We start from the raw sequence: 21,894 nt of genomic DNA, 5'->3' as shown, positions 1-21,894 counted from the left end.
GGCGCTTGCGCTGCGGATAACCCGCGGAAAATCGGAGGCGACAACTAGTCTGACACAGGGGGGTACTTCAGCGTTCTGAACGCTGATTCGACGTACGGATTGTCATTGCTCACGGACGGACGGCTGCGCGTGTGCGCCACGCCCAGGCGCTGCATGGCCGCCAGCATGGTCTCGCCCTTCATGGGCGAGCCGTTGTCCGAATGCACCGTCAGCTGGCCCGGGCGAATGCCCTGGCTCTCACAGATGTCACGCAGCAACTGGCTGGCCAGCTCGGCGCTCTCGCAGTCAAACACCTGCCAGCCCACGATCTTGCGGCTGAACAAATCCTCGAACAGGTACAGGTAAAAGTGCTGGCCGCGCACCTGAGTGGGCAGATACGTGATATCCCAGCAGAACACCTGATCGGCTCCGGTGGCGGCAAGGGCGCGCGGCCGGCTTCGCTTTTGCGCTGCGCGCTCCGAGCGTCGATGGCCCAGTTGGCCCTGCTGTCGAAGTATTCGGTACATCGTGGACTCCGAGGCCACATAGACGCCGCGGTCGGCCAGGCGAGGCACGACTTGGCTCGGCGGCAAGTCCTTGAACGCTTCGCTGTTGAGCGTGGCCATCACCGCCTGGCGCTCGTCCTCGCGCAGCTTGTTGGGCGGGCACACATAGCGCCGCTTGCCCGAAGGACGCTGGTCGCCCTCGGCCGCCTGCGTGCGCTGCCAGCGCTGCACGCTACGGCAGGACAGCCCGATTTGATGGCAAGCCGGCTTCAAGCGCGCCCCGTCGGCGCAGGCCTTGCCGATCAGGCCGAGCAACTTTTGGCGCTGCTGGACGGACGTCATTTGTCCGCGCCCTCCAGCAGCGCCTGGAAGTTTTTTTGCAACACCAGCAAGGCGGCTACCTCGGCCAGCGCTTTTTCCTTGCGCCGCAATTCACGCTGGAGCTGCTCGTGCTGACGCTGGAGTTCTCGAAAGGCACCCGTTGCCTCGCGCGAGGCGGGCGCGACCGGGGTGCAAAACTCTTCGCGCCACTGCACCAACTGGTGCTCGAACACACCACGCTCGCGGCACCACGCCGCCAGTGCCGGGCCATTGAATGCGTAGCTTTCCTGCAGAGCCCTCAGGCGCTGCGATGGCGACCAAGATGCAGCCGGGCCGTCCAGCGCAGGGCTTGTCTCCCCGAGTGCCTGTTCGCCGGCCTTGGCCGAGTCCAGCACCCATCGCTTGAGGGTGCCGGCAGACATGTTCAGCTCGCTGGCAAGGCTCAGAATTGAACGCGCGCCGCGATGGCGGGCTTTGAGCAGTGCCTGCTCCTTGAATTCGGTGGAGTGATGGGAATGAGGTTTTCTGTGCATGAAATGGCGCTTGCGCTGCGGATAACCCGCGGAAAATCGGAGGCGACAACTAGTCTGACACAGGGGGGTACTTCAGCGTTCTGAACGCTGATTCGACGTACGGATTGTCATTGCTCACGGACGGACGGCTGCGCGTGTGCGCCACGCCCAGGCGCTGCATGGCCGCCAGCATGGTCTCGCCCTTCATGGGCGAGCCGTTGTCCGAATGCACCGTCAGCTGGCCCGGGCGAATGCCCTGGCTCTCACAGATGTCACGCAGCAACTGGCTGGCCAGCTCGGCGCTCTCGCAGTCAAACACCTGCCAGCCCACGATCTTGCGGCTGAACAAATCCTCGAACAGGTACAGGTAAAAGTGCTGGCCGCGCACCTGAGTGGGCAGATACGTGATATCCCAGCAGAACACCTGATCGGCTCCGGTGGCGGCAAGGGCGCGCGGCCGGCTTCGCTTTTGCGCTGCGCGCTCCGAGCGTCGATGGCCCAGTTGGCCCTGCTGTCGAAGTATTCGGTACATCGTGGACTCCGAGGCCACATAGACGCCGCGGTCGGCCAGGCGAGGCACGACTTGGCTCGGCGGCAAGTCCTTGAACGCTTCGCTGTTGAGCGTGGCCATCACCGCCTGGCGCTCGTCCTCGCGCAGCTTGTTGGGCGGGCACACATAGCGCCGCTTGCCCGAAGGACGCTGGTCGCCCTCGGCCGCCTGCGTGCGCTGCCAGCGCTGCACGCTACGGCAGGACAGCCCGATTTGATGGCAAGCCGGCTTCAAGCGCGCCCCGTCGGCGCAGGCCTTGCCGATCAGGCCGAGCAACTTTTGGCGCTGCTGGACGGACGTCATTTGTCCGCGCCCTCCAGCAGCGCCTGGAAGTTTTTTTGCAACACCAGCAAGGCGGCTACCTCGGCCAGCGCTTTTTCCTTGCGCCGCAATTCACGCTGGAGCTGCTCGTGCTGACGCTGGAGTTCTCGAAAGGCACCCGTTGCCTCGCGCGAGGCGGGCGCGACCGGGGTGCAAAACTCTTCGCGCCACTGCACCAACTGGTGCTCGAACACACCACGCTCGCGGCACCACGCCGCCAGTGCCGGGCCATTGAATGCGTAGCTTTCCTGCAGAGCCCTCAGGCGCTGCGATGGCGACCAAGATGCAGCCGGGCCGTCCAGCGCAGGGCTTGTCTCCCCGAGTGCCTGTTCGCCGGCCTTGGCCGAGTCCAGCACCCATCGCTTGAGGGTGCCGGCAGACATGTTCAGCTCGCTGGCAAGGCTCAGAATTGAACGCGCGCCGCGATGGCGGGCTTTGAGCAGTGCCTGCTCCTTGAATTCGAATTCGGTGGAGTGATGGGAATGAGGTTTTCTGTGCATGAAATGGCGCTTGCGCTGCGGATAACCCGCGGAAAATCGGAGGCGACAACTAGTCTGACACAGGGGGTGTTCGCAAAGACCCGGTTGACGCTGTCACGGGTGGCCGGCGCAAGCGCGGCCCAGGCAGCGCGTTCGGCCTGCGTTCCGTTTGGAGACGCGTCGTGCGGCAATTGGCCTAATTCAGGTACTGCGCCGAACACCTTGCCATACTGGTCCTTGTACTGCGCCAGCACAAGCTGGACCAAACGGACACGGTTGCCGCCGTGCTCTGCCGCGTCTTCGAGAGGTCCGAGGGCCTGCGACCAGGCGCTGTCCTTGCGCCCGTCCCAAAAAAGGAAGGGAGCGTGCGCAGCGCCCATGACTGGCATCGTCCGGCGCTTGCCGGTTGCGATTCCCTTGCCGAACTGGCGCCCATCTTCGAACTGGTTGTTGGCCGCGTGACAGCTGACACAGGCGACCTGGCCGTTCTTGCTGAGCCGGGTGTCATTGAACAGTGCACGCCCAAACACGGCCGCCTCGGTGCGCTGCTCGTAGGCGTTCGAAGCGTCAGCGGGCCGCTGGCCAGCCTCTTTCAGGCGCATCGAGGCGATGGTGGCGACTTCCTGTGCAGACCATCTGTCCTGCAACTGTGCCTGCTTCCAGTCTTCTGCGGCCCAGGCGGAGACGGCAAGAGCCGCAGCAGCCGCGGCAAACCCGATGACGCGCTTGTTCATGGACCGCTCACTGTCTGCACGGCCGGGTTGTTAATCACCCAGTTGAAGGTGACCTTGTCCACGCCCTGCTGGCCCTGGATGGTTAACTTCACCTCCCACCAGCCCGTCATGCTGAACTTCATCCCGTCGAGCGCGTAAGTGCCGTCTTCGAACTCGCGCGTCACGCGAGGTTGAGTAGGCAACCCGTGACCGTGCTGGGGCATACCGCCATCGACCACGAACTTGGCGCCATGCACCGGCGTGCCCTGGGGCGTGGTCAGTTTCACCTTCCAACTGTGCATCTGGTTGATGGCGGGCGCCTGAGCAGGGGGCACCAGCGCGACATGGTAAACGCTTGACGCCGAATTCTTATCCAGTGAAAGGTCCAGGTCCGTCGGCTGCGTGACACAACCGGCCATGATGGTGGCAAGCGCAGCCAGGGCTGCCGATGCGGCGAGCTTGCGAAGCATGATTTTCTTGGGTGCCGGTGTGTTTGGAGTCCGGGCAGCATCGAGCGCTTGTTGCAGATCCTTCGCAATAGGCATGCGCCGAAAGCCACTGACGTCAGCGCCGCCGGTGTTGCCTTCGGGCACGAGCCCAGGGGCCGTGAAGATGCACGCCGCTGCTAGCCGCCAGAGTTGACCGAAGGCCTCGCCGTGCAGGCTGTTGCGCAGCGCAAACCGGAGCATGCGCCAGTGCACACGGACATGCTCGGCGGTTGCCGCTTGCCCGAGCACATGTGCTCGCTCAAGGTGCTCGAAGGAGGTGGAAAAGTGCCCGCTGGCTTCTGCTGCGTCGGCAGCAGCGATTTCTCTTTGCACACTGGGCTTGATGCAAATTGCGAAGGTGGTCACAAGGTGCTCCAAAGTTGGTTTTGATGCACCTGATTCTTCCTGCTACCTGCCCTTGGGGATTGAACGAAGGGGCTGTTTTGGCAGCCCTTTTGTTCAAGTCGAAAGCTCTTCCTGCCCTTGGGAAACGGATGCGCGCCTGCGCGCTGCCGAGTGCGCAACCCTGGCCGATTACCCCCCTGTGTCAGACTAGTTGTCGCCTCCGATTTTCCGCGGGTTATCCGCAGCGCAAGCGACATTTCATGCACAGAAAACCTCATTCCCATCACTCCACCGAATTCAAGGAGCAGGCACTGCTCAAAGCCCGCCATCGCGGCGCGCGTTCAATTCTGAGCCTTGCCAGCGAGCTGAACATGTCTGCCGGCACCCTCAAGCGATGGGTGCTGGACTCGGCCAAGGCCGGCGAACAGGCACTCGGGGAGACAAGCCCTGCGCTGGACGGCCCGGCTGCATCTTGGTCGCCATCGCAGCGCCTGAGGGCTCTGCAGGAAAGCTACGCATTCAATGGCCCGGCACTGGCGGCGTGGTGCCGCGAGCGTGGTGTGTTCGAGCACCAGTTGGTGCAGTGGCGCGAAGAGTTTTGCACCCCGGTCGCGCCCGCCTCGCGCGAGGCAACGGGTGCCTTTCGAGAACTCCAGCGTCAGCACGAGCAGCTCCAGCGTGAATTGCGGCGCAAGGAAAAAGCGCTGGCCGAGGTAGCCGCCTTGCTGGTGTTGCAAAAAAACTTCCAGGCGCTGCTGGAGGGCGCGGACAAATGACGTCCGTCCAGCAGCGCCAAAAGTTGCTCGGCCTGATCGGCAAGGCCTGCGCCGACGGGGCGCGCTTGAAGCCGGCTTGCCATCAAATCGGGCTGTCCTGCCGTAGCGTGCAGCGCTGGCAGCGCACGCAGGCGGCCGAGGGCGACCAGCGTCCTTCGGGCAAGCGGCGCTATGTGTGCCCGCCCAACAAGCTGCGCGAGGACGAGCGCCAGGCGGTGATGGCCACGCTCAACAGCGAAGCGTTCAAGGACTTGCCGCCGAGCCAAGTCGTGCCTCGCCTGGCCGACCGCGGCGTCTATGTGGCCTCGGAGTCCACGATGTACCGAATACTTCGACAGCAGGGCCAACTGGGCCATCGACGCTCGGAGCGCGCAGCGCAAAAGCGAAGCCGGCCGCGCGCCCTTGCCGCCACCGGAGCCGATCAGGTGTTCTGCTGGGATATCACGTATCTGCCCACTCAGGTGCGCGGCCAGCACTTTTACCTGTACCTGTTCGAGGATTTGTTCAGCCGCAAGATCGTGGGCTGGCAGGTGTTTGACTGCGAGAGCGCCGAGCTGGCCAGCCAGTTGCTGCGTGACATCTGTGAGAGCCAGGGCATTCGCCCGGGCCAGCTGACGGTGCATTCGGACAACGGCTCGCCCATGAAGGGCGAGACCATGCTGGCGGCCATGCAGCGCCTGGGCGTGGCGCACACGCGCAGCCGTCCGTCCGTGAGCAATGACAATCCGTACGTCGAATCAGCGTTCAGAACGCTGAAGTACCGCCCCGAACTGCCTGTCAAGCCGTTCGAGAACCTGCTGGCCGCAAGGCGCTGGGTCACCGAGCTGGCCCATTGGTACAACCACGAGCATCGCCACAGCGCCATTGGCTTCGTGACACCGGCGCAGCGCCATGCCGGCCTGGACCGGGCACTGCTTGAGCAGCGCGCGCTCGTCTATGTGCGTATTCCGGTGAACGTGACCGCTGATTCCGGCAACGTGACCGGCATTCCGGCGAACGTGACCGGGGGTCGGTGTTGCGCGTTTTGATTTTATGCCGGCCCGCTTTCCCGGCTGTTTTGCCCTTCTGTGGAATTGAATTTTTTGAACGAATAGGCCCCTGCCAGGCCGCCGGAGGCCCCCTGGCCGTGGGGGCCTACTTGTCGGCGATCCCTTTTGCGGGCGGGTTTTTTTTACGCAGCGATTCGCCCGTGAGCGTGAAGCGGTGATGGTTTTGCATGAGCCGATCAAGCATGGCATCGGCCACAGTTTGGTCACCTATCCACTCGTGCCAGTGCTCAATGGGCAACTGGCTGGTAATGACGGTGGCGCGCTGGCTGGCCCGGTCGTCAATGATCTCCAGCAGATCGGCCCGGGTTTGACTGTCCATGGCGGCCATGCCCCAGTCGTCGAGCAGCAAGACGTCCGTGTTTTTGAGCGTGTCCAGCCAGCGCGTAAAGGTGCCGTTGGCGTGGCGAATGCGCAGTTCCTCGCCCAAGCGGGGAACCCGCAGGTACAGCGCACTGTGGCCACGCCGGCAGGCATGCTGGGCCAGCGCGCACGCCAGCCAGGACTTGCCCGCGCCGGTGGCTCCGGTGATCAGCACGGCGTGCCCGGCATTGACCCATTCGCCCAAAGCTAGACTCATCACCGCGCTGCGTTCAATGCCCCGGGTGCTGCGGCTGTCCAAATCTTCTATGACCGCTTGCGGGTATTTGAGTTTGGCGGTTTTGAGCAATCGCGCACAGCGCCGGTCTTGCCTGCCATGCACCTCCCGGTCGACCAGCAAGGCCAGCCGTTCTTCAAAGCTCATGGCGCCGATGCCGCTTTGCTGGAGCTGGTGCTCCAGCGCCTGGGCCATGGTTTCCAGGCGCAGACTGCGCAGTTGATTCAAGGTGGTGTTCATCATCATTTTGGAATTCTCTGTAAAGGGTTTCATTGGTAGTAGTTCGCGCCACGCACGTGGGCGTGTGCGGGCGATGTCCACTCTGGCGTGGTGCTCGCTTGCAGCAGGTCGCGCCGGTTGAGCAAGATGTCGCGGATGTGGGTGTATTTGCTGGTGCCCAAGCTCAACGCCAAGGTGCAGGCCGCCTCCAGCCTGGCGTCGCCGTAGCGTTTGGAGAGGGACAGCAGGCCCAAACAGGCGCGGTAGGCGTGCTCGGGATGGGGTTGGCGCTGCAGCATCTTTTGCACCGTGGCCGCACAGGCCACCCCAATACGCGCGCCCCAGGCGATGAGCCGCTCGGGCGTCCACTGCGCCTGGTGCTGGTGGCGCTCGGGCAGGTGTTCAATCACGGTGGTAAAGCTGCCTTTGTGGGCGCAGCGCATGTGGCTGGCCACCCGGTTGCCACGGTGCAAGACTTCTACCGCATGGGCGGTGACGCGCAACTCCAGCGCCAGGCCAACCAGGGCGTTGGGCACGCTGTAGCGGTGGCCCTCGAATTCGACGTGGCTGTCGATGTGCACGCGCACCGTCTTGAAGACCGCCCATTCCCAGGGCTGCAGCGGCAGGGCCATCAGGGCCGGTGCGTCGATCTGCGCGAACACGCTGGCGCGGCTGCCGGGCAACTTTTGAAAGGCACGCTGGTTGAGCCAGTGCAGCAAGGGGGTGATGGCGTCGTTGACCTCCTCCACGCTGGTGAACTGATGCTTGCGCAGGCGTGCCAGGATCCAGCGCTCGACCAGCAAAACGCTCAGCTCGACCTTCGGTTTGTCCTGTGGGTGATAAGCGCGCGCAGGAAGCACACTGCAGCCGTAGTGACGGGCAAAGTCCTGCACGCTGTCGGTCAGCAGCGGCTCGTAGCGGTCGGCCTTGGTCACCAGGGCGCGCGGGTTGTCGGGGATGATGAGCTGGGGCACGCCGCCATAAAAGGTCAACGCCTGCGCGGTGGCGCCCAGCCAGTCGCGTGCCGTCTGCGCGGGCGTAGCCAGGCAAAAGCAGTAGCCCGACACGCCCATGGCCGCCACAAAGAGGTTGGCGCGGCCAATTTCCTGCCCGTGCACCCTCAGGGCCAGCGTCGGGCCGGCATAGTCGATGAAGAGTTTCTCACCGGCGCGGTGGACCTGGCGCATCGAGCGTTTGAGCCGTTTGGCAAACTGGCGGTAGTTCTCGCAAAACTGCGAGTAGCGCCAGGGCTTCAGGGGCCAGTCCGCACGGTGCTCGTCGCCGACCTGGGCGCAGTATTCCTCCCACAGCAGCATGAGCGTCACACCCTTGCGGCCAAGCTCCTGGTGAAGCCGCCCGAAGTCGGCTTGCGCATAGGTCTGGCTGGCGCGAGACGACGCCAGCAGGCGTCGCTCCAGCGCGGCTTCGTCCAGGGCTGAAATGGCCGGCCAGTCCAGCCCGGCGGCGACGGCCAGGCCCACGTATTTGGTGACGACACCTTTGGAGAGCCCCAGGGCACCGGCGATTTGTTGATGGGACTGTCCACCCTCGAATTTCAGACGCAGGGCGTCTTTGAGTTTGCGCATATTGATCCTTAAGGCGGGCATGTGTCTCTTTGCAAAAAGCATCGAAGCTACACGCCACGCCGGGTTTCGTTCATGCGCAACACCGTGCCGACGGCGTATACCGCCGTGCCGACTGTCGTGACCAAAGACATCGGTCACGTTCGTCGGAATCAGCGGTCACGTTGCCGGAATCCCTCCGGTCACGTTCACCGGAATGTCGGTCACGATCCCGGAATCACCGGTCACGTTGGTCCGGAATACTCATCTATGAACAGGCCCGCCAGGAAAATCCTCAGCGCTGGTCAGGGCAGCCTCGCCAGTGGGCGCATGTCGATGTCGTGCACCTCAACCCAGAAACCAAGCAACAAACCAAGGAGCCTGAATCCAAGCAAAAAACAGCCTGACTCACTTCACTTCAGGCGACAACTTCCTTGACAGCCACCGTTACCTACGCAAAGCAAAGCCATCGGGCTAGGCAAGGTGGGCGTGCCCAAATACCTGAGTTCAAATGTCGCATGAGCAGCTTGAAAAATATTCGTTTTTAAACGAAAATATGGCATGTATGAAATTCGCCATTATTTAACCAGCGAGGAGAAAGATGTCTACCTTGACTGGCTGCGAAAGCAGCGTGATACCACCGCCAGAATTGCGATAGATCGGCGGGTGATTCGGGTGGAGCAGGGCAACTTTGGCGACCATAAGTTCTGTCGCGATGGCGTGTGGGAGCTTCGCATTGATGTGGGGGCGGGCTATCGTGTTTATTACGCCATGGCAGGCAAGAAGATCGTCTTGCTGCTGTGCGGTGGCGACAAGCGGGGGCAGGATGCGGACATAGATCGCGCTTGTGAGTATTGGCAAGACTGGCAAAGGAGAACGGACGATGAAAGATAGAGCACACGACGATGCAATGGCCCAGGTGTACCGGGAAGACCCCGCCTACGCGGCCCAATTGCTCAGCAGCATTCTTGAGGATGGCGATCAGGGCGAGTTGTTGACCGTACTGCGACAAATGACGAAAGCATTTGGCGGCGTGCAAACCATCGCCGAGCAGGCACACCTGAACCCGACACAGCTTTACCGCACCTTGTCACCAGAAGGCAACCCTGCGCTCAGCAGTCTTTCTGCCATTTTGAAAGCGATGGGGATGCGCCTGGCCGTCCAGCCCATGCAGGCTCCAGGGGCACATGCATGACCCAAGGCACAGGCAGATAACACCTTTTTCTGACCGCATCACGATTCGTCAATAAGGCCGGTAAGGCCAGGGCAGGCGCCAGACTCAGGCTTGCAAAGCCCGGGGCGCGTAGACCAGCACCGAGTCGGATTGCGGGGGAACGCTCTGGCTGTCAGCGGCTGGCAGCGGCGGGCTGCTCTTTAAGCCTTCCTGCAACGTCTGGCTGATTTCAGCCTCGATGCGGCAGATGCGCTCGGCATACAGCTGCGTCAAGGCGCCGTGGTGCTCGGCTGCGGCCTGATGCTCGACCCGCTTGATTTTGGCCTCCTCCAGGTATTCGCGCGATTTGAGCAGGTGCCGGTCCATCGGCGGCTTGAAAAGAGAAAACTTCATCAGATCCTTTTGTCCCTATAGGTGGCCAAAGCGTAGCCGGTCCTGTTCGAAAGCTCAACAGCTCAATGGCCGCCATAGCGCGTTCTATCACACCTTCTATCACCGGCGCGAACCCAGTAGACCGCTGCGCCAGCACATCGTGCGCAGGAAAACTGGCAAGACGATGTCTGAAAGCATTTTTGCACAAGCTGATCAATCAAATTTAACATTAACTTAACATAAGATACATCGTGGAATGTGCAAATGTAGTTCAGCCCCTTGGAAGCCTGGATGCTTCTAGGAATTATGTTCAGTGTCCCGCATCAGGCTCTCACTGCAGGTATCGCTGATCGCCGTGGAGGCTGTCTTGACTGTCACGCCGTGCGCCTGGCCTGGGCAGTTCATCCCACAATCCCGCACCTGTTGGGAAAACCCCGGCAACACGCTGATGCCCACCATCTTCTTCAGATCAGACATCGAGGCGGTCGAATACTCGCGTGTCTCGTCGATTGATGGTTTCCGGCGCGCTGCTGCTTCAGGCTGTAGAGCACCTTCCACAGGTATGTGGACACCAGGACATGGTCGACTTGCTTGATGCCGCTGCCAATATAGGCAGGGCCGCAAACGAAGTAAAGCTCTCAGCGTCGCCACAAAATAGCTTATCGGGAGACCGTCGATGGCGCTGGCTCCTGCCCTTGCATGATATTCATCAGCTGATCGTGCCTGTTCGCATACCAGCGCAGCAGGCATTCCCGGTCCCGGCACGTCGCCTCGCGCCTGCGCCACTCTTCGCTGTTCTGGTGCCGAAAGGCGCCGCCGTCGGAGGCCGCGTTTTTGGCCCGTGCGTACACCCGGCCTAGTTCGTGGTCGAGTCGGGAAAGCTCGGCGTCCGAGCAGATCATCTTCTCGGGCATAGAGCGTGCCTTGGCGCAGTCGAAACTCGGTCCGGGCGATGTTGCCGCGCCCGGCTCGTGCGGCGCTGGTGGAGCCGCTTGTGCGGCCTCATTGCGGCGGGCCTGCGATGGCGGCATCAAGGCTTGGGAAGGCTTTGAAGTGCCCTCCTGCACCGACCTGACCGGCTGGTCCAGCGCCTTCAGCCCTGCGGCTGCAAACCGTGACTTTTCATGGGCTTGGCCGTACCTGGCCAAGTACGTGCGCAGGCTGTCCGCGTATAGGCGTTCGGCACGCCTGCGCAGCTCGGCGCGGCTGGCTCTGGCAGAGCCGTCCTCCAGGGCGAGCCCCGCATAAAGCCAGCCCAGCTGGTACTTCGCGTCGGCGGACTCGACGGAGTCCATCCCCTTGAGCTTGTCCGCCACCCGGCATGACATCAGGAACGCCACTTCGGCGTCGCGCGGCCGGCCTGCCGCAGCCGCTTCCTTGCCCAGGACAATGAACGAGGCGATATGGCTCGCGGTCATGCCGGACAAGTCGGCCTGCAGGGTAAATTTCCCGTCCTTCCTGCCGGCGACTGTCGCTGCCGGCTGCAAGGGACAGGCGGCTCGCTGCACGGGCGTCAGTGCTGCGCTCTGCGGCGCAGCCGTTGCCTTCGGTTGATCGGGTACAGGCGATGAAGCGGCATGACCCAGCATCAACAGCCATGCGCCCGCTACGGCTGCCGCCCCGCGCCCAAGCGCGGATGCAAAGCTGACTCCCTGACGTTTGATGATGACCATGCCGATACCATAGCGCGGCACGGGGAGCGCGAGGGTAGGACTTCACCCATTGATCGAAAAAGCGCTTCTTGGCAATGTCAATGCGACCCAGGCATGGGAGGTAAGGTGAAAGCTTGGCTCAACCTGCAGCTCGGCCCTTGATAGCTTGATGCTGGCTGCATAGACAAATGGCAGCAGTGAAATTCACTCGATGTTGATGCTTTGAGTCCGCATTTCAGCGCTGTGCGCTCTGTAAATGATGACACGTCTTAGCCAGCTTCCCAACGCTGACACATTGACAATGCTTGAGTCGAGCGGCCAGGGCTTCGCGATGGTCAAGCATGTTTGTCCTTCTGTTGTGGCGCATCAGGCTTGCTCGGATTGCGCCGCACGCGTTACCGGGGCTTGGCCAAAACGAGCCTGCAGCATGGGGTGACGGGGGTCGCCATGAATGTCAAGCGGATCACGGCATGCCTAACCGGCCAGCCTCGGGAGAAAACACGAACATCGCGCTTCGCCCCGCTGGCGTCATGAACTTGACAATTCGCCAACAGTGCCCTACCGTTCATCGCGCTTTACCGCCACCATAGGGAGCCTTACCATGGAACCATTTCTAGGTCAAATTCAACTACTTCCGTATAACTTCGCCCCAAACGGCTGGGCATTCTGCGAAGGGCAACTCATGGCCATTTCGCAAAATACTGCCCTCTTCAGTTTACTGGGCACAACCTATGGAGGAGACGGTGCTACGACCTTCGCATTGCCAAATCTGAAGGGTAAAGAGCCAGATCCCAACACGCACTTTTGCATTGCGTTGGAGGGGATATATCCGTCCAGGTCCTAATATGCCTTGCCCACTACTTGGTCGAGGCATAGCCTTGGGGGGAGGATTCACAGGCAGGTGCGGCTTTATTGGCACACGACCCCGCCTTCGAGTGTGGGGTCCGGGACCAGTGCGCGCTTGAGTTGCTCGTTTTCATCTTGCAGGCTGCGTAATTTCCCCGTGGTGGCGCTGAATGTGCAGAAGTCCATTGCGTATAGGGTCAAGTAGCCGTTTAAAACTTTCCACGTCACAGCGTACAAATCCTTCCAATAGATCAGATGAAGTTAACGGCTTTTTCCTGTGCTTGAAATGGAATGAATCGTTGCCGGTTTCCGGTATTTAGCAGTGATGCGGTGATGCGGTGATGCGGCCGGGCAAGGCGGCGGTCATCCTGGCATCCCCGAAAACGCGATGGAGCACACAGTGTTGTCTGATAAACCGAGCCATATTGCAATTGTCGGAGGTGGCTTCAGCGGTGTCTGTGCGGCGGTCCAGCTGGTCAGAAGCAGCCCGGCACCATTGCACATCACCCTCATCGAGCCCCGTGACCGGGTTGGCCTGGGCCTGGCCTATTCGAGCACCGATCCCGATCACCGCTTGAATGGTCCGACCTGGGTTCACTCCATCGACCCTGAGGACTCAGGGCATTTCACGCGATGGTGTGAAAAGCAAGACCTCTTTTCGGCTGACCCGCAGGCGCTGCTGCCCGATGGCAGCGCTTTCGTGCGGCGTGCCGACTTTGGCAGGTATATGGAAGCTGCCTTCCGTGAACACGCTCAATGGCCAGCGACGCAATCGACCATCACGCATCTTCGAGCCCGCGCAGTCGATGCGTTGGAAAAAGGCGATTCGATCGAGCTGGTGACCGATGCAGGGCACGCACTGGTGTGCGACCTGCTGATCATCGCCACCGGCAATCCGCAACCGAGGCTGCAAGCGCCGCTGGACGCTTCGCTGGCAGCACATCCCGGGGTCATTGAAAATCCGCTCGACACCCAACGGTTGCTTGAAATTCCTGCTCAAGCCGACGTCTTGATCATCGGCAGCAGCTTGACCGCGCTCGATGTGCTGGCAACACTCCTGCGGCAAGGGCACACGGGCAGGGTGGTGAGCATTTCAAGACGCGGATTGCAGCCACGTCCCCAGGCGCCCTCTGCCGGACCGCTTTCACCGCCCCCGACCGTGCCGGTTGCGCCTGCAACGGCCACGGGCCGCCAGATGCTGGATCGAATCCTGGGGCCGGCGCCGGACTTTCTCACGCAACCGGGGGTTGAGCCAACGTTGCGAGCCTGGATCCGGGCGCTTCGACAGCGTATTGGGGAGGTCCAGGCGCAGGGCGCAAGCTGGCACTTGGCCTTTGATGAGCTGCGCGACGTGGTGTGGCGGACCTGGCCCCTGTTGCCCACAGCGGAAAAACGACGCTTTCTGAAGAAAGCGCGGACCTGGTACGACGTGCACCGCTTTCGCTCGCCGCCACAAACTCAAAGCCTGGTGCGGGCCGCGCAGGCCCAGGGGCGCGTCGTATTCAGGGCCGACCGTATTCAGTCAGTGGCTGCGCTTGAAGCAAGCGGCTCGCTGCAGGTTTGTTTTGCGCCCAGACAGGGCAATGCCAGGCGGTGCGAAGCGTTCGAGGTCATCATCAATTGCACGGGCCTGGACGTTCTGGCGAGGGTTTCATCGAATCCATTTCTGTCTGCCTTGATGGACAAGGGCTGGCTCACTCCCGATGCATGCGGTATCGGCTTCGCGGTCGATGAGCATTGCCGGGCGTTGACCGCCAAGGGCACGAAACAACGGGCAGTCCGCGTGATAGGGCCGCCAACGGCGGGTACCTTTGGCGATCCACTCGGAGCGATGTTCATTGCTGCGCAAATCTACCGCATCGTTCCTGACATCTTGAGCAGCCTGGGGGCAAGCCGTATTCGCTGACGGCTGAAGAGGCCCTCTCGTTGAAAGGCCTGTCTTGGTCTTTTTTGCAGAAGTCTTTACTTGCTTATGTTTACGTGATTTACACAATGGTACTGACCTGGTTCGAGCTTCAAAAACCGCCATGGGTTCCGCAAGGGTTCTCATGGATGAGCTTAAAACACAGCGTATCAAAACTTCAAGGAAGTAACCATTTGAAGTGATGGGCAATAAGCACTGCATTGACGAAACTGGATCCAGACAACGCAGGTGCGACGCGGCAGTGCAAAAGGGTCGAGCTGCACTGCGCAAGTAAGCACATCAACAACGCATGGACAAGGAAGTGCTATGTTTTTTCTCAACCGCAGCGTGAACTGGAACAACGGGGACTACCGCGATTACTGCGATCACAGAGCCCGAGTGAAACGTCGCCTGCGCCTGCGGATGTCCATTGGCCTGACGCTGATGGGTTGCATGCTGGTGATCGCTGCGTGGGCTCCCAACGTCAGCGTGTAGATTCAGGCCCAGTCGATGCAGGTTGCGCCTGGACTGTCGGTCTTGGCACTGATGCGGAGTTGACAGTGATGCCGGCAAAGCATGGATCACCCTGCAAGCCAGGACAATCGAGGCTGCTGGCCGTGCAATCTCAAAGACGTCTTGCGTTCCAGGCTCGAAGTCCATCTCTGGCATGAGCTCATCGCCGCGGCATCGATGAACTCCCCCACGGGCAAAGCAGAAATTACGGCTTTGCCTGTCCTTGATCGATGAGAGGGGGTGGACTCAAAAGTCCAGCGGAGCGCCATCGTCAAGCTCATCGTGCCGGCTTGCCTGCTGGGAGTCGGACGGGCCAGGCGGCCTGCGCTCGAGCGCCTTGCGCTTGCGGCTCACATGGTAAGCCGTCAAGACCTGGCTGGCCACCAGGTCTAGCGCGGGGCGGGCAGCGCCGTCGCGGTCTGTCCAGGCCTTGGGCGTGAGGCTGCCGGCCAGCGCCACGGCGTCGCCGTCACCCAGGGCCAGCAGGGCCTCGCAAGCGGCCTGGCTGAAGGCAATCACGTTCACGAACACATCGGTGTCGCCGGCATGGGCGCGCACCTTGGCGACCACGAACAGCGTTCCCGTCCTGCCGGTCTTTTGGACGGGCTGGCCGTGCAGCTTGCCCGCTACCAGGGCTTCGATCATGGAGTGGCTCCAGGTTGGGTTTCATGCCGCTTTTTAGCGGGTAGCTCAAGCGTTGCCAAGCTGGCTCAGTGTAGGGGACATAGGCTGCCCATCTTTCTGGCCTTCAAGGAATTGAGCATCACCTCGCTGCTTGCTCGTGTGGCTGTGTGTTTGTAGTTCCATCGCACAGCGCGTAAGATTTCGCTGCACAGGCCGATCGACTCTGGGGGCCATGCGATGAGCCACCCTGCCTGCAAGCTGCTGGAGCTGACCGGCTCGTCCAGAGCCAGTATGGAAGAGGCCGTGAGCACCGCTATCGCCAGGGCGCATGAGACGGTGCGCAGCATCCAGTGATTCACCCTCACCGAAACCCGGGGCCATGTGGTCGATGGCAAGGTGGCGCACTGGCAGGTGTCCCTGAGAATCGGCTTCACGCTGGAATAGTCGCCAGCCCTCTTAAAACTTGAAGGTCTGCCATGTACAAACGAATCTTGCTGGCTTATGACGGCTCGGCCCCCGGGCAGCAGGCCTTGCTGGACTGCCATGAAATTGCCCAGTGGAGCCATTCCAACCTGACGCTGATTGCCGTGATGCCATTTCCCCTGGCCTCCGTCGGGACGGAGGGCGTCGTCTATAACGAAACGGTGCAGGAAAGCGAAAAAACCCGCTACCAGGCAATCCTCGACACTGGCGTGCGCAGGCTGGCCGATGCGGGTTTGAGCGCGCGCGGCGAGGTGGTGATCGGGGATGCGGTGAGTGAAATCACGCAGTGTGCCCGCCGGATCGAGGCCGACCTGATCGTGGTCGGTCACAAGCATCTCGAGGGATGGGCGGCGCGGTGGTGGCGGGGCTCGGTCTCCAAGGCGCTGATCGAGCAGGCACCGTGCAGCGTGCTGGTCGTGATCACGCAGTGAAAGGGCGCGGCATGTAGCATGGCGTCGACGTTTTCAAGCCGCCTGTGTCCGGGCGTCAATGGGATCCACGAAACCCCGAGCGAGCGGCCCTGGCATGTTAACGAGGTCAAGTGCCTGTTCAGGGATGCACAAGCACGCTGCCTGCGGCAGCCAACCGGGCTGCCTCCCTTCCTAAGCCATGAGCACCACCAGCTTGAGCAGCCCGGCGGCCATCAGCACCAGCCCGAGGGCTTTGGCCATTCGCTCCCCACCGGGCGCCAGTTTCTCGATCGCCACGGCCATCGACAGCGCAGCGATCCAGGCCAGGTTCATCACCCCACCCACGAACAGCAAGGCCATCAACGCCCAGCAGCAGCCCAGGCAGAACAGTCCGTGTTGCACGCCCATGACAAAGGCCCCGGATGCGCCAGCGCGCCACTGCCCGAGCAAAAAAACCACCGGTGTGCGACAGCGTGACAGGCACAGGTGTTTGAGCCGCGAAAACTGGTAGAGGCCGGAGGCGACAAGCAACAGTCCCGTCAGCCAGGCGGATGTGCTGACGATCATGGGGTTGACCCAGCCCATGGCCTGCAACGCCCTCTGGGCGGCCGCCGCCCCCGCGCTGAAGGTGAGCCAGACCAGCACATAGGCGGCAACGAAGCTGCATCCTCGCGCCCGCTGTCGGCTGCGCCCGCTGAGGTTGACGAACGTCAGGACCATGGGCAGTGCCGAGGGCAGCATCATCGCGGCCATCATGAGCGACCACATGGTCCAGATCGCCAGCATGTTGGCGACGCTCCAGTTTGAAGAGTCGGGCATCGTCAGTTGGGCAAAAGGGTGCTCCATGTCAACCGCCATCCAGGCCAGGACCGCCCAGCCGATGACGCTCACGGCCAGGATGCCCATCGTCAGCATGGGCTGGCGGGCGACGAGGGAACCCATGCCTGGTGGCGGCTTGTCCGCCGAAGCACGCTCTTGCTGTTGCATCGATCCCTTCCCTTCGTGCGTTGACGGCCAGAAAGCCGCATTGCACACGCGCAAACATCGGCATAAACTAGTTTGACAATAGATCTTCTGCAGGCCGGTAGCAAGCCGACCTTTTCCTGAAGGAGTATCGCGATGTCTACCTGGACTATCACCGGGCAATATATGGAGACATGCAATTGCGCATTTCTTTGCCCCTGCCTCACCTCCAACCTCACGGCGCAGCCGACCGAAGGCGACTGCAAGGCTGCGGTCGCCCTGCACATCGACAAAGGCGAGAAAGACGGTGTCAGACTCGACGGCCTGTCGTTCATTGTGATGCTGCATTCGCCGGGCCCGATGGGTCAGGGCAACATCGCTGTCGGGCTTATCGTGGACGAAGCGGCTTCGCCGCCGCAAGTGGAGGCGATCCGTGCGATTGCCACCGGGTCAGCCGGGGGGCCGATGGCCATGCTCGCACCGCTCGTTGGCCGCATCGCAGGCGTCGAGCAGCGGCCGATCCGCTTCGAGGCCAACGCACTGGTGTATTCAGTGAGCGCTGGAGAACTGGTGAACCAGGCTTGCGAAGGACTGGCAAGTGTCACCGCGCCCGGCCAGGCCATCGGCATTGACAACGTCGCGCATCCCGTCAATAGCCGGCTGTCTCTTGCCAGGGCGACGCGCAGCCGCTTTCACGCATTTGGCATCGACTGGGAGGACGCAACCGGCATGCGCAACGGGCACTTTGCACCCTTTGCCTGGGCGGGTTGATTTGTCCGCGTGCTCTTTCAACTCATGGGCGGCGTCAGCGCCTCCGGGCAGAAAAGCAGCTTGGCCAAGGGCAACTGGGCTGGAGCCCCTACCGCCGGGAACGCTCAGCGATCGGTTTGATTTGCACACCGGGCGGGTCAGCATGGCGCCGGGCCTTAAAGGCGGGCCGATTCCAGTTGCCTGTATTTTTACTTTGCTGCTGCGCTGCATGGCCGATCTGGGACAGCCACGCGCTTCAATACAGCCCGCGGCTTGCGTAAAAACCCTATATAGGGCAAACTGCCCGCCAGCAGTAAGGAAAACCTTAGTTTTTTGTCTGTTGAATCAGGTAGGTCCACTGGGCTGCAAAGTGCGAGCAAATAGTCGTGCCTGTATCCTGCTTTAAAGGTATCGAGCAGTTCTTTTTCCTACCCCACTTCTTGACAACTCGGTGTGCAGCGCAAGGGACAAGCTTGCCAAGACCCCACCAGCTTGATGCCGACAAGCTCAGCGCGTTTGTTGATTTGGAAATCTTTGCATGTTGCCATCCCTCTTTGGTTTGGCCTCGATCCACGGTGCCAATCCGTCTAGTACGCGCAGGCGTGTCAAACCTGTCGAAATCACGGCCTGGGCCTGTGGCGCTCGCGGCGGCATGCCAAGAATAGAAACCGCAATTTGGGCGAATTCCTTATGAGCCGGACCTGATGCCCTGAGGCGCTCAGGTCCTGAGTTTGTTTACTTTATCCATGATCGATTCGCGCATGAAGCGCTGCCTCGATCATCTACCCATCCCACCTGCACATATGTTGACATACGAACTCAATAACCCAAGACCGCAGAACGACGTTCCCTTGAAGGGTGTGCGTCCCAACATCGTGCAGGCCATACGCGCTTTGAGCCGGCAAGAATTACAAGCGGCAGCAGTTGATCTCGGTCATACTTTTTTGTATGCCGACCTGGGCAATGCCAAATGCAAGCAGGACATCGTGGACCTGCTCGCCGCGCAGTGCGCCTTGCCGGAGTTGTCCTCCAAGAGCATGGAGGCGCTGTCAAGAGGGCTGACCGAGCACATGCCCAAACCGACGACACCACTGGGCTTTATCGTGGTGATCGAACAGATCCCGGCGCATGCCAAGTTTGACAAGGAAGCGCGCGAGCAACTCCTGGACATTTTTCGTTATGCTGCGGACTACTGGGCGGAACGCAAGCTTCCCTTTCGATGCTTCTACACCTTTGCCGTCGCCCGCAAACCGGTCCCCACTCCCGCAGGCCAAAAAGACCTTCTCAAGCCGATCCTCATGGATGGCGACGAGCCCATGCCGACCGACAAGCTGTGCGACATCTCCCCGCTGGCGCTGCGCATGAGCAGCCCGTTCAATGCGCATTACTGGCGCTTGGCAGCATAAATAGAAATGGCTTTTAAAAGCCACCCCTTTCAAGGTCTTTGAGTAAGCTTTGCGCCTCACCATTTTTTACTCTGCGGAGGCCAGGAGCATGTGGCAAGAGGTACTGGAACGATTTGAAAAGCAGGCGCCGGCCAGCGTGATGGCGCGCATTGCGCTGGAGCAGGCCATGCCGGCGGCCTGGATCGACAAGGTGTTCGAAGCTAACCGCCAGCGCCAGTACCCGCGGAAGTTGCTGTTTTCCACGGTCGTTGAGTTGATGTCCCTGGTGTGCCTGGGCTTGCAGCCTTCGCTGCATGCGGCCGCGCGCAAGATGGAACACTTGCCCGTGTCGCTGGCCGCGCTCTACGACAAGGTCAAGCGCACGGAGTTGCCGCTGCTGCGCGCCCTGGTACAGGGCAGCAGCACGCGCTTGCAGCCCATCGCTGCGGCGCTGGACGTGGGTGGGTGTGTGCCCGGCTGGCAGCTGCGCATCGTTGATGGCAACCACCTGCCCGGCTCGCAAAAGCGCCTGGCGCCCCTGCGCGGGCACCGGGGTGCTGCCCTGCCCGGGCACTCGCTGGTGGTGTACGACCCTGACTTGGCACAGGTGGTCGATCTGCTGGCCTGCGAGGACGCCTACGAAAGCGAGCGTACCGCCGTGATGCCCCTTTTTGAGAGCGCCGGGCCGGGCCAGATCTGGATCGCAGACCGCCACTTTTGCACCCGCACGATCCTGCAGCGCTGCCACGAGGCCCAGGCCAGCTTTATCGTGCGCCAGCACAGCAAACACCCGGTGATCGTGCAGGAAAGCCCCTGGCGGGAAGCGGGCCGCTGCGAGACGGGACTGGTGCGCGAGCAAGCCATCGAGCTCGACGAGGGCCAGGCGCCTTGGCGGCGCATTGAGTTGCAGCTCGACCAGCCCACGGAGTCGGGTGAGTCCGTGCTGTGGCTGTGGAGCAACCTGCCCGAAAGCATCAGCGCCGAACAGATTGCCAGCCTTTACCGGCGCCGCTGGAGCATTGAAGGCATGTTCGGGCGGCTCGAATCGGTGTTGCACAGCGAGATCACCACCCTGGGCCATCCGCGCGCGGCATTGCTGGGCTTCACCGTGGCGGTGCTGGCCTACAACCTGCTGTCGTTGCTCAAGCGCTGCGTGGAGCATGCCCACCTCAAGGAGGCGCCGCAGCTCGATGTCTCCACCTACCACCTGGCCCAGCATGTCAGGGGCGCCTACGAGGGCTTGCTCATCGCCGTGCCGCCAGCGCACTGGCCGAACTGGGCGCCACAGGACACCGATCAGGTGGTGCAGCGCCTGCTGGCCTTGGCGCGCCGCATCATCCCCCGGCAAGTGGCCACGAGCAAACGCGGCCCCAAGATCGAAAAACCCAGGGGATGGGTCGCGGGAGCCAAGGCTCGGGCACATGTTTCCACGGCCCGGGTGCTCAAGGCAGCGGCGGAACAAAGACCTTGAAAGGGGTGCTTTTAAAAGCCTGATGGCGATCCTGCACCGAGACCCGTTTTGCTTCAAAAGCAGCTCCGAGTGCAACCCAGCCCAAGGCGACAATGCGCCAGCATGGAAAGTCGGCTGAAGTAGCGATTTATCCTCGGTGGGAAATCTGGTGTTTAGCCAAGGCAAGTCGTGACCGATCGATCGCTGCCCGGTGCCGACGGCCTGCTGAAGGATGCATTTGAGAGCTGTGAGGCCGCAATGGCTGGAACTGCCTGCTGCTTTTTTTGATTGGAAGGAAAAGCACTACCGTGCCAGCGTAGATAAGCGGCTGCAAGACTGTGCCAGGCAATGCGGTTTAACGGCTCAATTTATCAGTTCGAGTAGTTTGTTGCCATACACGATCACCATCGTGGAATGTCTTGTACGGAGCGTTAGCGCTTCAAAAAATTATGTTCAATTACTGGCAGCCTCTGTGTTCTTCACCTTGAATGCTCCGTCACCTTGCCGATAGAAAGACCGGGCCTCTCGTCGTCCCACGCCATGGCACGCATTTTCCAGCCGCCAGGCGTGTTGACAAACTGCGTGAAGATCATCCCTCGGGCTTCGAACGGCTTTGCGCTCAATGTGCCAGACTTGGCATAGGCACTGAATCGATGCGCCACGTTGCCGAAGATCACGGTGGATTCCCAGAATCTCGGACTCATGAAACCGCGTGAGCATGCCCGAGCTCACCAGCGCCTCGCGTGGCGCAATGAACTCCTGAACGGATGAGATCTCGGGTGTAGAGCCGACGTTTATGATGAGCAAGCCGCGTTCAATAAACAAGGCTGCAATGCTTGCGTGCGAAGGCGCTTCGCCGAACTCGAAAGACATAGCATGGAAAAACTTCATGGTGAGACGGTCCAGTTCCGCCTTGACCGGGCTGCGTTCCAGATGGCTCATGTGTTTTGCGCC

Annotated in this window: 23 protein-coding genes and 2 pseudogenes; 12 read left to right on the top strand and 13 right to left on the bottom strand. The window is 61.4% G+C overall.

All coding sequences use genetic code 11. The features are described 5' to 3' along the window. Nucleotides 1-44: 44 nt before the first annotated feature. From ABLV49_RS23545 to ABLV49_RS23520, 6 genes are read right to left on the bottom strand one after another with little or no spacing between them, the layout of a single operon-like run. Nucleotides 45-827 (bottom strand): DDE-type integrase/transposase/recombinase, encoded by a 783-nt coding sequence (locus ABLV49_RS23545; RefSeq protein ID WP_349282539.1) that lies wholly within the window; start codon nucleotides 825-827, stop codon nucleotides 45-47. Next, a complete protein-coding gene (locus ABLV49_RS23540; protein WP_349279284.1) occupies nucleotides 824-1,339 on the bottom strand; it encodes a transposase in 516 nt (171 codons plus the stop codon). The genes ABLV49_RS23545 and ABLV49_RS23540 overlap by 4 nt, the downstream gene beginning before the upstream one ends. Nucleotides 1,340-1,388: 49 nt before the next feature. Next, nucleotides 1,389-2,171, bottom strand: coding sequence for a DDE-type integrase/transposase/recombinase (locus ABLV49_RS23535; RefSeq protein ID WP_349282539.1), 783 nt, complete (start codon nucleotides 2,169-2,171; stop codon nucleotides 1,389-1,391). Further along, nucleotides 2,168-2,572: a transposase gene (locus ABLV49_RS23530; protein ID WP_349282295.1), complete on the bottom strand. Its 405-nt coding sequence runs from the start codon at nucleotides 2,570-2,572 to the stop codon at nucleotides 2,168-2,170. The genes ABLV49_RS23535 and ABLV49_RS23530 overlap by 4 nt, the downstream gene beginning before the upstream one ends. Before the next feature lie 20 nt (nucleotides 2,573-2,592). Continuing rightward, on the bottom strand, nucleotides 2,593-3,402 hold the full coding sequence (locus ABLV49_RS23525) for a cytochrome-c peroxidase (RefSeq protein WP_349282537.1): 810 nt from the start codon (nucleotides 3,400-3,402) through the stop codon (nucleotides 2,593-2,595). Next, the gene (locus tag ABLV49_RS23520) at nucleotides 3,399-4,235 is read right to left on the bottom strand and encodes a DUF3703 domain-containing protein (protein WP_349282535.1); all 837 of its coding nucleotides are present in this window, start codon (nucleotides 4,233-4,235) and stop codon (nucleotides 3,399-3,401) included. Before ABLV49_RS23520 ends, ABLV49_RS23525 begins: the two co-directional genes overlap by 4 nt. A 239-nt stretch (nucleotides 4,236-4,474) precedes the next feature. On the opposite strand from ABLV49_RS23520, the gene ABLV49_RS23515 reads away from it, so the two are divergent. Then, the gene (locus ABLV49_RS23515) at nucleotides 4,475-4,990 is read left to right on the top strand and encodes a transposase (protein ID WP_349279284.1); all 516 of its coding nucleotides are present in this window, start codon (nucleotides 4,475-4,477) and stop codon (nucleotides 4,988-4,990) included. Further along, nucleotides 4,987-6,018 carry an IS3 family transposase gene (locus ABLV49_RS23510; protein ID WP_349282517.1) on the top strand — a complete coding sequence of 344 codons (1,032 nt, stop codon included), beginning with the start codon at nucleotides 4,987-4,989 and terminating at the stop codon, nucleotides 6,016-6,018. The genes ABLV49_RS23515 and ABLV49_RS23510 overlap by 4 nt, the downstream gene beginning before the upstream one ends. A 106-nt stretch (nucleotides 6,019-6,124) precedes the next feature. Here ABLV49_RS23510 and istB read toward each other — a convergent pair whose 3' ends face one another. Then, complete coding sequence (istB, locus tag ABLV49_RS23505) at nucleotides 6,125-6,880, bottom strand: IS21-like element helper ATPase IstB (protein ID WP_349278155.1); 756 nt, start codon at nucleotides 6,878-6,880, stop codon at nucleotides 6,125-6,127. 23 nt (nucleotides 6,881-6,903) lie between these two features. Then, nucleotides 6,904-8,460, bottom strand: a complete 1,557-nt coding sequence (gene istA / locus ABLV49_RS23500) for an IS21 family transposase (RefSeq protein ID WP_349278157.1) — start codon at nucleotides 8,458-8,460, stop codon at nucleotides 6,904-6,906. 516 nt (nucleotides 8,461-8,976) lie between these two features. Between istA and ABLV49_RS23495 the strand changes: the two genes are divergently transcribed. Both ABLV49_RS23495 and ABLV49_RS23490 read left to right on the top strand, forming a co-directional pair. Further along, nucleotides 8,977-9,309 (top strand): type II toxin-antitoxin system RelE/ParE family toxin, encoded by a 333-nt coding sequence (locus tag ABLV49_RS23495; protein WP_349282534.1) that lies wholly within the window; start codon nucleotides 8,977-8,979, stop codon nucleotides 9,307-9,309. Beyond that, the gene (locus tag ABLV49_RS23490; RefSeq protein WP_349282532.1) at nucleotides 9,299-9,610 is read left to right on the top strand and encodes a DNA-binding protein; all 312 of its coding nucleotides are present in this window, start codon (nucleotides 9,299-9,301) and stop codon (nucleotides 9,608-9,610) included. The genes ABLV49_RS23495 and ABLV49_RS23490 overlap by 11 nt, the downstream gene beginning before the upstream one ends. An 84-nt stretch (nucleotides 9,611-9,694) precedes the next feature. Here the strand turns inward: ABLV49_RS23490 and ABLV49_RS23485 are convergent, their stop codons facing one another. Continuing rightward, a complete protein-coding gene (locus tag ABLV49_RS23485; RefSeq protein WP_349282531.1) occupies nucleotides 9,695-9,982 on the bottom strand; it encodes a hypothetical protein in 288 nt (95 codons plus the stop codon). Between the two features lie 638 nt (nucleotides 9,983-10,620). Then, a complete protein-coding gene (locus ABLV49_RS23480; protein ID WP_349282529.1) occupies nucleotides 10,621-11,634 on the bottom strand; it encodes a lysozyme inhibitor LprI family protein in 1,014 nt (337 codons plus the stop codon). 580 nt (nucleotides 11,635-12,214) lie between these two features. Between ABLV49_RS23480 and ABLV49_RS23475 the strand changes: the two genes are divergently transcribed. The 3 genes from ABLV49_RS23475 (at nucleotide 12,215) to ABLV49_RS23465 (ending at nucleotide 14,857) form a co-directional block, all read left to right on the top strand. Then, nucleotides 12,215-12,457 (top strand): phage tail protein, encoded by a 243-nt coding sequence (locus ABLV49_RS23475; protein WP_011798502.1) that lies wholly within the window; start codon nucleotides 12,215-12,217, stop codon nucleotides 12,455-12,457. A 402-nt stretch (nucleotides 12,458-12,859) separates the two neighbouring features. After that, nucleotides 12,860-14,365, top strand: a complete 1,506-nt coding sequence (locus ABLV49_RS23470) for an FAD/NAD(P)-binding protein (protein WP_349282527.1) — start codon at nucleotides 12,860-12,862, stop codon at nucleotides 14,363-14,365. Between the two features lie 324 nt (nucleotides 14,366-14,689). Next, entirely contained in the window at nucleotides 14,690-14,857 is a 168-nt protein-coding gene (locus tag ABLV49_RS23465) for a hypothetical protein (RefSeq protein WP_157040556.1), read from the top strand. Nucleotides 14,858-15,121: 264 nt separating this feature from the next. Here the strand turns inward: ABLV49_RS23465 and ABLV49_RS23460 are convergent, their stop codons facing one another. Further along, the gene (locus ABLV49_RS23460) at nucleotides 15,122-15,520 is read right to left on the bottom strand and encodes a single-stranded DNA-binding protein (RefSeq protein ID WP_349282525.1); all 399 of its coding nucleotides are present in this window, start codon (nucleotides 15,518-15,520) and stop codon (nucleotides 15,122-15,124) included. Nucleotides 15,521-15,736: 216 nt separating this feature from the next. Between ABLV49_RS23460 and ABLV49_RS23455 the strand changes: the two are divergent. Further along, a pseudogene (locus tag ABLV49_RS23455) lies at nucleotides 15,737-15,943 on the top strand (dodecin). Nucleotides 15,944-15,975: 32 nt separating this feature from the next. Continuing rightward, nucleotides 15,976-16,413 (top strand): universal stress protein, encoded by a 438-nt coding sequence (locus ABLV49_RS23450; protein WP_349282524.1) that lies wholly within the window; start codon nucleotides 15,976-15,978, stop codon nucleotides 16,411-16,413. 171 nt (nucleotides 16,414-16,584) lie between these two features. Here the strand turns inward: ABLV49_RS23450 and ABLV49_RS23445 are convergent, their stop codons facing one another. Beyond that, nucleotides 16,585-17,379: a DUF2182 domain-containing protein gene (locus tag ABLV49_RS23445; protein WP_349282523.1), complete on the bottom strand. Its 795-nt coding sequence runs from the start codon at nucleotides 17,377-17,379 to the stop codon at nucleotides 16,585-16,587. 132 nt (nucleotides 17,380-17,511) lie between these two features. Here ABLV49_RS23445 and ABLV49_RS23440 point away from each other — a divergent pair, with 132 nt between their 5' ends. The 3 genes and pseudogenes from ABLV49_RS23440 (at nucleotide 17,512) to ABLV49_RS23430 (ending at nucleotide 20,961) form a co-directional block, all read left to right on the top strand. Further along, complete coding sequence (locus ABLV49_RS23440; protein ID WP_349282521.1) at nucleotides 17,512-18,126, top strand: DUF1326 domain-containing protein; 615 nt, start codon at nucleotides 17,512-17,514, stop codon at nucleotides 18,124-18,126. 782 nt (nucleotides 18,127-18,908) lie between these two features. After that, nucleotides 18,909-19,340, top strand: a pseudogene (locus ABLV49_RS23435) (barstar family protein); the annotation flags it as partial. 310 nt (nucleotides 19,341-19,650) lie between these two features. Beyond that, the gene (locus tag ABLV49_RS23430) at nucleotides 19,651-20,961 is read left to right on the top strand and encodes an IS4 family transposase (RefSeq protein WP_349282770.1); all 1,311 of its coding nucleotides are present in this window, start codon (nucleotides 19,651-19,653) and stop codon (nucleotides 20,959-20,961) included. A gap of 432 nt (nucleotides 20,962-21,393) precedes the next feature. Here ABLV49_RS23430 and ABLV49_RS23425 read toward each other — a convergent pair whose 3' ends face one another. After that, nucleotides 21,394-21,882 (bottom strand): hypothetical protein, encoded by a 489-nt coding sequence (locus ABLV49_RS23425; protein WP_349282496.1) that lies wholly within the window; start codon nucleotides 21,880-21,882, stop codon nucleotides 21,394-21,396. Between the last annotated feature and the right edge of the window lie 12 nt (nucleotides 21,883-21,894).

Origin of the sequence: Polaromonas hydrogenivorans, from assembly GCF_040105105.1 — a bacterium.
In the GTDB taxonomy this organism is placed as follows: Bacteria; Pseudomonadota; Gammaproteobacteria; order Burkholderiales; family Burkholderiaceae_C; genus Polaromonas; species Polaromonas hydrogenivorans.
Note: the sequence above shows the minus strand (reverse complement) of the source record. Positions and strands in the feature narration are given on the sequence as shown.

Coding starts and splice junctions, on each gene's coding strand:
- ABLV49_RS23545 (WP_349282539.1), bottom strand. CDS start 827: ATGACGTCCGTCCAGCAGCGCCAAAAGTTGCTCGGCCTGATCGGCAAG.
- ABLV49_RS23540 (WP_349279284.1), bottom strand. CDS start 1,339: ATGCACAGAAAACCTCATTCCCATCACTCCACCGAATTCAAGGAGCAG.
- ABLV49_RS23535 (WP_349282539.1), bottom strand. CDS start 2,171: ATGACGTCCGTCCAGCAGCGCCAAAAGTTGCTCGGCCTGATCGGCAAG.
- ABLV49_RS23530 (WP_349282295.1), bottom strand. CDS start 2,572: ATGTCTGCCGGCACCCTCAAGCGATGGGTGCTGGACTCGGCCAAGGCC.
- ABLV49_RS23525 (WP_349282537.1), bottom strand. CDS start 3,402: ATGAACAAGCGCGTCATCGGGTTTGCCGCGGCTGCTGCGGCTCTTGCC.
- ABLV49_RS23515 (WP_349279284.1), top strand. CDS start 4,475: ATGCACAGAAAACCTCATTCCCATCACTCCACCGAATTCAAGGAGCAG.
- ABLV49_RS23510 (WP_349282517.1), top strand. CDS start 4,987: ATGACGTCCGTCCAGCAGCGCCAAAAGTTGCTCGGCCTGATCGGCAAG.
- istB (WP_349278155.1), bottom strand. CDS start 6,880: ATGATGATGAACACCACCTTGAATCAACTGCGCAGTCTGCGCCTGGAA.
- istA (WP_349278157.1), bottom strand. CDS start 8,460: ATGCCCGCCTTAAGGATCAATATGCGCAAACTCAAAGACGCCCTGCGT.
- ABLV49_RS23495 (WP_349282534.1), top strand. CDS start 8,977: ATGTATGAAATTCGCCATTATTTAACCAGCGAGGAGAAAGATGTCTAC.
- ABLV49_RS23490 (WP_349282532.1), top strand. CDS start 9,299: ATGAAAGATAGAGCACACGACGATGCAATGGCCCAGGTGTACCGGGAA.
- ABLV49_RS23485 (WP_349282531.1), bottom strand. CDS start 9,982: ATGAAGTTTTCTCTTTTCAAGCCGCCGATGGACCGGCACCTGCTCAAA.
- ABLV49_RS23480 (WP_349282529.1), bottom strand. CDS start 11,634: ATGGTCATCATCAAACGTCAGGGAGTCAGCTTTGCATCCGCGCTTGGG.
- ABLV49_RS23475 (WP_011798502.1), top strand. CDS start 12,215: ATGGAACCATTTCTAGGTCAAATTCAACTACTTCCGTATAACTTCGCC.
- ABLV49_RS23465 (WP_157040556.1), top strand. CDS start 14,690: ATGTTTTTTCTCAACCGCAGCGTGAACTGGAACAACGGGGACTACCGC.
- ABLV49_RS23460 (WP_349282525.1), bottom strand. CDS start 15,520: ATGATCGAAGCCCTGGTAGCGGGCAAGCTGCACGGCCAGCCCGTCCAA.
- ABLV49_RS23450 (WP_349282524.1), top strand. CDS start 15,976: ATGTACAAACGAATCTTGCTGGCTTATGACGGCTCGGCCCCCGGGCAG.
- ABLV49_RS23445 (WP_349282523.1), bottom strand. CDS start 17,379: ATGCAACAGCAAGAGCGTGCTTCGGCGGACAAGCCGCCACCAGGCATG.
- ABLV49_RS23440 (WP_349282521.1), top strand. CDS start 17,512: ATGTCTACCTGGACTATCACCGGGCAATATATGGAGACATGCAATTGC.
- ABLV49_RS23430 (WP_349282770.1), top strand. CDS start 19,651: ATGGCGCGCATTGCGCTGGAGCAGGCCATGCCGGCGGCCTGGATCGAC.
- ABLV49_RS23425 (WP_349282496.1), bottom strand. CDS start 21,882: ATGAGCCATCTGGAACGCAGCCCGGTCAAGGCGGAACTGGACCGTCTC.